General features: G+C 46.0%; 10 protein-coding genes. 4 read left to right on the forward strand and 6 right to left on the reverse strand.

The genetic code is table 11. The annotated features are described in order from the left end of the window. The 3 genes from C7B77_RS21275 to C7B77_RS21285 form a co-directional block, all read left to right on the forward strand. Positions 1-602 (forward strand): cysteine hydrolase family protein (locus tag C7B77_RS21275; RefSeq protein ID WP_219892234.1); only part of this gene is annotated, 602 nt, incomplete at its 5' end. Positions 603-672: 70 nt separating this feature from the next. Then, a complete protein-coding gene (locus C7B77_RS21280; protein WP_106309539.1) occupies positions 673-1,242 on the forward strand; it encodes an antibiotic biosynthesis monooxygenase in 570 nt (189 codons plus the stop codon). 9 nt (positions 1,243-1,251) lie between these two features. Further along, positions 1,252-2,121: an SDR family oxidoreductase gene (locus C7B77_RS21285; RefSeq protein WP_106309541.1), complete on the forward strand. Its 870-nt coding sequence runs from the start codon at positions 1,252-1,254 to the stop codon at positions 2,119-2,121. 33 nt (positions 2,122-2,154) lie between these two features. On the opposite strand, the gene C7B77_RS30265 is transcribed toward C7B77_RS21285, so the two are convergent. After that, positions 2,155-2,301, reverse strand: a complete 147-nt coding sequence (locus C7B77_RS30265; protein ID WP_181243954.1) for a hypothetical protein — start codon at positions 2,299-2,301, stop codon at positions 2,155-2,157. 19 nt (positions 2,302-2,320) lie between these two features. Then, positions 2,321-2,461, reverse strand: coding sequence for a hypothetical protein (locus tag C7B77_RS30270; RefSeq protein ID WP_181243955.1), 141 nt, complete (start codon positions 2,459-2,461; stop codon positions 2,321-2,323). 157 nt (positions 2,462-2,618) lie between these two features. Here C7B77_RS30270 and C7B77_RS21290 point away from each other — a divergent pair, with 157 nt between their 5' ends. Then, a complete protein-coding gene (locus tag C7B77_RS21290; protein WP_106309544.1) occupies positions 2,619-3,110 on the forward strand; it encodes a hypothetical protein in 492 nt (163 codons plus the stop codon). 10 nt (positions 3,111-3,120) lie between these two features. On the opposite strand, the gene C7B77_RS21295 is transcribed toward C7B77_RS21290, so the two are convergent. The 4 genes from C7B77_RS21295 to C7B77_RS21310 all read right to left on the reverse strand — a co-directional run. Continuing rightward, positions 3,121-4,566 (reverse strand): MFS transporter, encoded by a 1,446-nt coding sequence (locus tag C7B77_RS21295; RefSeq protein WP_106309548.1) that lies wholly within the window; start codon positions 4,564-4,566, stop codon positions 3,121-3,123. Between the two features lie 126 nt (positions 4,567-4,692). Beyond that, positions 4,693-5,403, reverse strand: a complete 711-nt coding sequence (locus C7B77_RS21300; RefSeq protein WP_106309551.1) for an HAD family hydrolase — start codon at positions 5,401-5,403, stop codon at positions 4,693-4,695. A 2-nt stretch (positions 5,404-5,405) separates the two neighbouring features. Then, positions 5,406-5,804: a hypothetical protein gene (locus tag C7B77_RS21305; protein WP_106309554.1), complete on the reverse strand. Its 399-nt coding sequence runs from the start codon at positions 5,802-5,804 to the stop codon at positions 5,406-5,408. 34 nt (positions 5,805-5,838) lie between these two features. Next, positions 5,839-6,409 (reverse strand): class I SAM-dependent methyltransferase (locus C7B77_RS21310; protein WP_106309560.1); only part of this gene is annotated, 571 nt, incomplete at its 5' end.

Genomic DNA, 6,409 nt, shown 5'->3' on the forward strand with positions numbered 1-6,409 from the left:
CCCTAGAGGATGTGTGCCATCCTCACAAAACGGCACTATTAGTCTATGACATGCAAATTGGCATTGCCAAACAACTGCCCCATGGCGATGAATTTATCGAGCGAGTTAAAACAGTAGTCGATCGCGCGCGATCGCAGCAAATGCGGGTATTCTTCTCTCGTCACACTACGTTACCCAAAGAAATAGCAGGAGTCGCTCAACTAAAAGGTGCGATGGCATTACAGCGAGTCAGCACCATTTCCGAAGTTCAGCCTAATTTTCTGCCTAATTCTCATGCTTGGGAGATCGTGCCAGAACTATCGCCGCAACCGTCTGAAGTTGCCTTCGATAAATTGATGATGTCGGCATTTGCCGGATCTTATCTCGATCTAGCCTTACGGGATGCCCGGATTGAAGCGATCGCGATTGTCGGCGCGGTACTAGAATTTGGGATCGAACCGACGGTGCGTCATGCGGCAGATTTGGGCTACATCCCAGTTTTAATTCAAGATGCCTGCTATTCCCTCTCCGAGCAAAATCGATCGAGAGTGTTATCGAGTCTTCAGTCTGTGGGTTTAACGACAGATATCGATACCTTTAATGCTACCCTCGATCGAGTCTAACGAACTTTATGTCTAGGCCGCTCCAAACTGAATATTAAATAGCAGTTTGGGTCGGTCGCACAATTGGGCTATGAATACATTCGATCGATCTGAAGATCCGCCTGTAACAATCGAGGTAATACAACAGGTCAAACCCGATCGTGAAGCCGAATTTGAATTGGTTTTGCACGACTTATTAACAGCAGCTCAAAGCTTTGAAGGGCATTTGGGTGTTAATGTTTTCCATCCAGACGATCGCGCGCACCCAGAATATCGAATTGTGTTCAAATTCGATCGGTTGAGTAATTTACAAAGCTGGGAAAACTCACCACTCCGGCGGCGACTGCTAGAACGAACTCACAGCCTGACGATCGGTGCGGGTAAGTATCAAAGACTGACGGGTTTGGAAACATGGTTTACCTTACCATCTGGGGGCGCGATCGTCCCGCCGCCCCGCTACAAAATGGTTATTATCACTTGGTTAGTAATTTTTCCATTAATCAATATCATTCCACCTTTCTTAAATAACTTACTCGCACCATTACCAGTCTTATTGCGCAGTGCGATCGGGGCAATTTTAATGGTTTCATTAATGACTTACATTGTGATGCCCAGAATGACTAAATTATTTGCTAAGTGGCTCTATCCAAAATCTCTCTAGAAGATCTTTATGACAATTCTGATTACTGGTGCAACTGGAAATATTGGTGGAGAAGCGATTCGCCATTTATTAGATCGCCAAGTACCGCTCCGTGGCTTGGTACGCGATGCCGCCAAAGCTAGCTATCTTGCCGATCGCGGTGTCGATTTAGCAGTAGGCGATCTATCTCAACCCGAAACTCTAAATGCTGCCTTAAAAGACATTAAAACGGCTTTTTTAGTATTACCAAATTTGCCGAATCAAGTTGAATTAGAATGCGGTTTTATCGATGCTGCCAAACAATCGGGTGTGAAACAGATTGTCAAACTATCGGTAATGGGTGCGGGAGAATTACCCAGCACATTTCAACAATGGCACCATCAAATCGAGCAGCATTTAGAACGCTCTGGAATGGCATGGACGCACCTCCGTCCGAATATGTTTATGCAAAATGTACGCTGGCTCGCCCAAACCATCGCCCAGACAGGGAATATTTATAACGCTGTCGGCGATACACCGATCTCTCATGTCGATGCTCGCGATGTGGCTGCGGTAGCGGCAATCTGTCTGACAGAACCCGGACACGATCGCCAAAGTTACGTCCTGACAGGGCCAGCAGCAATTACATTTGAAACGATCGCCGAATTATTCGGTCGCGCATTGGATCGATCGATCTCTTATGTAAATCTTCCGGCTGCCGATCTCAAAGCAGCGCGATTAGCAGGTGGAGAACCCGAATGGTATTTAGATGCCGAGCTAGAACTGTTTGCTTGTTGGCAGCAAGGAGCGGGAACGAGTGTCACTGACTGGATTCCCAAAATATTAAATCGATCGGCAACACCCTATGCCGAATTTGCAAGCGATTACGCCCAAACTCATCGCCAAGACTTTTTTGCATAGATCGCGATCGATACCGTGCGCTCTTGTTTGGATCTACCCCAGAAAATATTCTTCTTGTCGATCTACGCAGATTAATTCAGGTTCGGCAATACATTCAAGAGTAGCGGATACAAGATATTGCCCGATAAATAAGTAAGACACCACGCGAGATCGCGTGATGTCCGATTTTTCTTCCCACATTATTAAGGTACCCAGCTTTTTACCGATAATTGATATCGATCGCGATAATTGTCCCAATAATTTGTAAGTTATTTAATTGAGGATATCTATTTGCTAGCTCTGTTAACTGCTGGCGATGCCACACTTCCATCTGGGCATAAGGTAGCTCGTTTTGGGTCAATAACTATCTCGTTAAAGAGAATTAACAGTACAACTATGTCCGTCGAGCGTCTTTGTCAGAGCGTTACCGCTGTTTGGAGATGTGTGTCTGTGGATCGAATCTGGTGCTGTTTTGCTTGGGAGTTAGGATAATGAGATTGTCACCCAGACCGAGAAAAATGAAATATATTATTTTTAAGCTAACATTAATTCAAATAGCACCAATCTTGGTAATCCCCGCGATTCTGTTTCAGAGCGGATTTGTCAAGGCATCCGAGCCACAGCAATCGTCACAAACAACTGTAGATCGAAGTACATATAAATATCAATATGCCGATGGGGCTGGTAATGTATATACGATCGATCTTGAATCGATCGAGTATCGTCCGATTACTAGAGCGGAGAGTTCCAGCGGAACCTATGACGGCGGCGCACCCAAAACTGTCAAGATAACCGCTCGACAATATCGAGAGGTGGCCGCTATGCTCGATCGAGCACTAGATCTCAAATCGATTCATGTTGGTAATGGAAAAAACGGTCGCGCTAAAGGTACTGGGCTAATTTATAAACGAGTTAAAGATGGACAAATTATCACTCAAGTCATCGATCGAGATAGTCGATCGCAAATAGAAATCGAAGCTTTATTAAAGCAGTTATTAAACCAGAAATAAGCTACCAAATCTATAATTCCTTTCGACGTTCGGCTAATTGTAAGAGAATTTGTTGGTGGCGTTCGCGGGTGATGGGATAGAAATAAGCGAGAATCAAACCACCAATTAATGATACTGTCGGAATTGGCCCGATCGCCAGACGGATGGCCATAAGTACTGCAAATGGTTGATCTGGTGAGGGGATTTCCGCCGTTGGATGACGATAGCCAGTCCATTCCAAACTTTGTAAAATTACCGCCAGCGCGACACCCAGACAGATTTTTTGTAAGAATACCATGAAACTATAAAACAATCCCTCGCGGCGTTGTCCGGTTTCGAGTTCGTCTAATTCGATGACATCTGGCAACATCGACCACGGCACTAAATAAGCCGTAGAAACGCCCAATCCTGCCACGATCGCCAGGACGTATAGAATCGCAGTTTGACCGGGTTGGATCAGAAATAAACCCGATTGGGCGATTATCCAAAACCCCGTTCCCATAAAATAAACTGCTTTTTTACCAACTCTTTGAGAGATTTTATTCCACACTGATAACATGCCTAATGCAGTACCTTGAACTGCAAGAATCATTAGGGGTGAATCTTCTTGTGGTAAACCCATCCAACTGACAGCAAAATAGGGAATAATTGCGGCTGTTAGTTGCAAACTAAACCAAGAACACAAATAAATCCCCACCACATACATAAACGGACGATTGGTAAATACCGATCGCAATTGCGCTGCGAGCGGGAAAGGATCGGTAGTTTCGACTCTGGCAGATTGGTAGCGGTTGACGAGCTTGGCGCGCGCTTGCGTACCCCATACGCAGTAGAAAATTGGAATCACAGAAATAATCGCACAAATAATGCCGATCGTCATATACTGTTGCGCGGGATCTTTGACTTGTTGAAACACAATTCTGGCAATCAGTAAAGCGAGAATACTACCCCCTAACGAGAACGTAAATCGAAAGCTGCTCAAACTAGTTCGTTCGTTGTAATCTTCTGTCAACTCGGCTGTCAGCGCACTGTAGGGGAGACTATACATCGTGAAAAATGTCCCCAATAACATCGATACCAGGGTATAAAAGCAAAATAAACCCCACTGATTGGTATCGGGAAATGGAATCGACCATTGAAAGATAAATAAGACTCCAAACGGAATTGCTGCAACTAGCATCCAAGGATAGCGTCTACCCCACCGCTCTCTAATTTTGGCTCCAAATATGTTACCGCGATCGCTCATAATACCAATTACCGGATCGATACAGGCATCCCAAACTCTGACTACTAATTGGGTAGCACCTGCCAATCCCGGCGATAAATGAGCGACATCGGTAAAAAAGGGTGAGAGGTAAGATAGCAATAAGATCCCAATTACTGCTCCCCCAATATCACCCGCACCATAGGCAAATTTGGTGCTAAAGCTCATTTTCTCGATCGGGGGTAATTTGGAAGTTTCAGCAGGAGGATTCATCGATCGATCGAGGTATTAAATAGTCGTGACAGCATTGTAGCCTTTTACTCACCCCTACTCTCTACCCCCTAACCTTAATACACCCGACTAGCAATAATTACGATCGAGACGCATCGATCGACTGTGCTATTGTTTATCCCTAGACTCAAAAAATGCCGTAACGCGATCGAATTCTAGATCGGCAAAAGTATCGAACGTCCAATTCGACCAACGTTGCAACATATGAAAGGGATAAGTATGCGCGATTGCCGCTGCTTGAATACCTGCTGCTTTTACTGCTGAAATTCCCGCAAAAGTATCTTCGATCGCCAGACATTCAGATGGTAATAAATTCAGATCGGGATGGATTTGATTCAACCTGTCGATCGCGAGTAAATAACCTTCGGGATCGGGCTTGCTCTGGCTAATATCGTCACCACAAACGATCGTATCGAAAAACATGCCGATCCGAGCTTGCTTTAATACTAGCTCGACTTCCGATCGAATCGCCCCCGTAACCACAGCTAGTTTATATTGGCTGTTATACATTTGCTCGATAAACGGGACGACATCTGGATAAATTGGCAGCGTCTCAAGCTGCTCTAACTTCTGACGATACGCGATCGCTTTTTTGGCTATTAATTTATCAAGGTACTCATCAGTCACAAATCGTCCGCGTAGTTTTAATAATTCCCTCAGCCCAGCTTTGTCGCTACGACCTACGCATACTTTCCAAAATTCTTTACCTTGGGGCGGTAAATTTTCCCCTATTAGCAACTCATCATTTAGCTGCCGATGAATCGCTTCATCTTTGATAATAACCCCGTTGAAATCAAATAAAACCGCTTTTAAAACCACACTTAGTTAATTGATAATTGAGAATTGATAATTGATAACGAAGGCAGAAGGCCGAAGATCTGTAGGTTGGGTAGCGGATGCGCGCTCGTCGGGTTTCCCGACGGTTTAGCGACCCAAATCACGCGGAGGTTTCCTCCGCATGTGTTTGGGTCAAGACAGCGCACCAAGCAGAGCGAAGCGAAACCCAACACACCCAGCCAAAGATCTGTAGGTTGGGTTGAGGTAAGAACCCCAACAGTCACTCGATCGATCCAAAAGACATCTTTGGTTCGCACATCGTCAAATTCAGCTTTACCCATCCAGTTGGGTTTCGCTTTGTCTTGTCTCGCTGCTTGGTTCGCTTGCGGGGAACCCGCGCGGAGCGAATCCGCTTCTTTTGGCGGGTTTCCCGCCGTTGGCATAGCCTCTCCGATAGGAGAAGCGCGAGCCGCTGCTCTATCCAACCTCCGACTTAAACCCGCGAGTGACTTGGTTGAGCCAGAATACATCTTTCGTCCGTACATCGTCAAATTCAGCTTTGCCCAACCAGGCATCGAGATTGCCCGAGGCGTAGGCTTGGATGTAGGGTTCTTCAAAGACATTATTCAACCATTCTAGGCTGCGGAGCGTACTTTGATTGCCATCGAGGATGAGGATTTGTCCGCCAGGAGCGAGCAGGCGATAACTCTCACTCAGAATCGCTTGGGTGGTATCTGGTGGCGTCTCGTGAAATAGTAACGCCGCCGTAATCAGATCGAAACTACCCGCCTCAAACTGAGTTAATGCTGTGGCGGTGCCATGTTGCCACTGAATATCCAAACCCGCTTGTCGCGATCGATCTTCAGCTACCGCTAACATGTAGGGAGACAAGTCTATACCCGTCACCACGGCACTTGGAAATGCTTTTTTAATCGGCAGCGTCATCGAACCAGTACCGCAGCCCAAATCGAGAATTTGCTGGGGTTGGGAGCGGATCTCGTCGATTAAACCCTGGCGGATCCACGGCTCGTAAGGCGGGAGCACGTAT

The organism is Chamaesiphon polymorphus CCALA 037, from assembly GCF_003003845.1.
GTDB lineage: Bacteria > Cyanobacteriota > Cyanobacteriia > Cyanobacteriales > Chamaesiphonaceae > Chamaesiphon > Chamaesiphon polymorphus.

Coding starts and splice junctions, on each gene's coding strand:
- C7B77_RS21280 (WP_106309539.1), top strand. CDS start 673: ATGAATACATTCGATCGATCTGAAGATCCGCCTGTAACAATCGAGGTA.
- C7B77_RS21285 (WP_106309541.1), top strand. CDS start 1,252: ATGACAATTCTGATTACTGGTGCAACTGGAAATATTGGTGGAGAAGCG.
- C7B77_RS30265 (WP_181243954.1), bottom strand. CDS start 2,301: ATGTGGGAAGAAAAATCGGACATCACGCGATCTCGCGTGGTGTCTTAC.
- C7B77_RS21290 (WP_106309544.1), top strand. CDS start 2,619: ATGAAATATATTATTTTTAAGCTAACATTAATTCAAATAGCACCAATC.
- C7B77_RS21295 (WP_106309548.1), bottom strand. CDS start 4,566: ATGAATCCTCCTGCTGAAACTTCCAAATTACCCCCGATCGAGAAAATG.
- C7B77_RS21305 (WP_106309554.1), bottom strand. CDS start 5,804: ATGCCAACGGCGGGAAACCCGCCAAAAGAAGCGGATTCGCTCCGCGCG.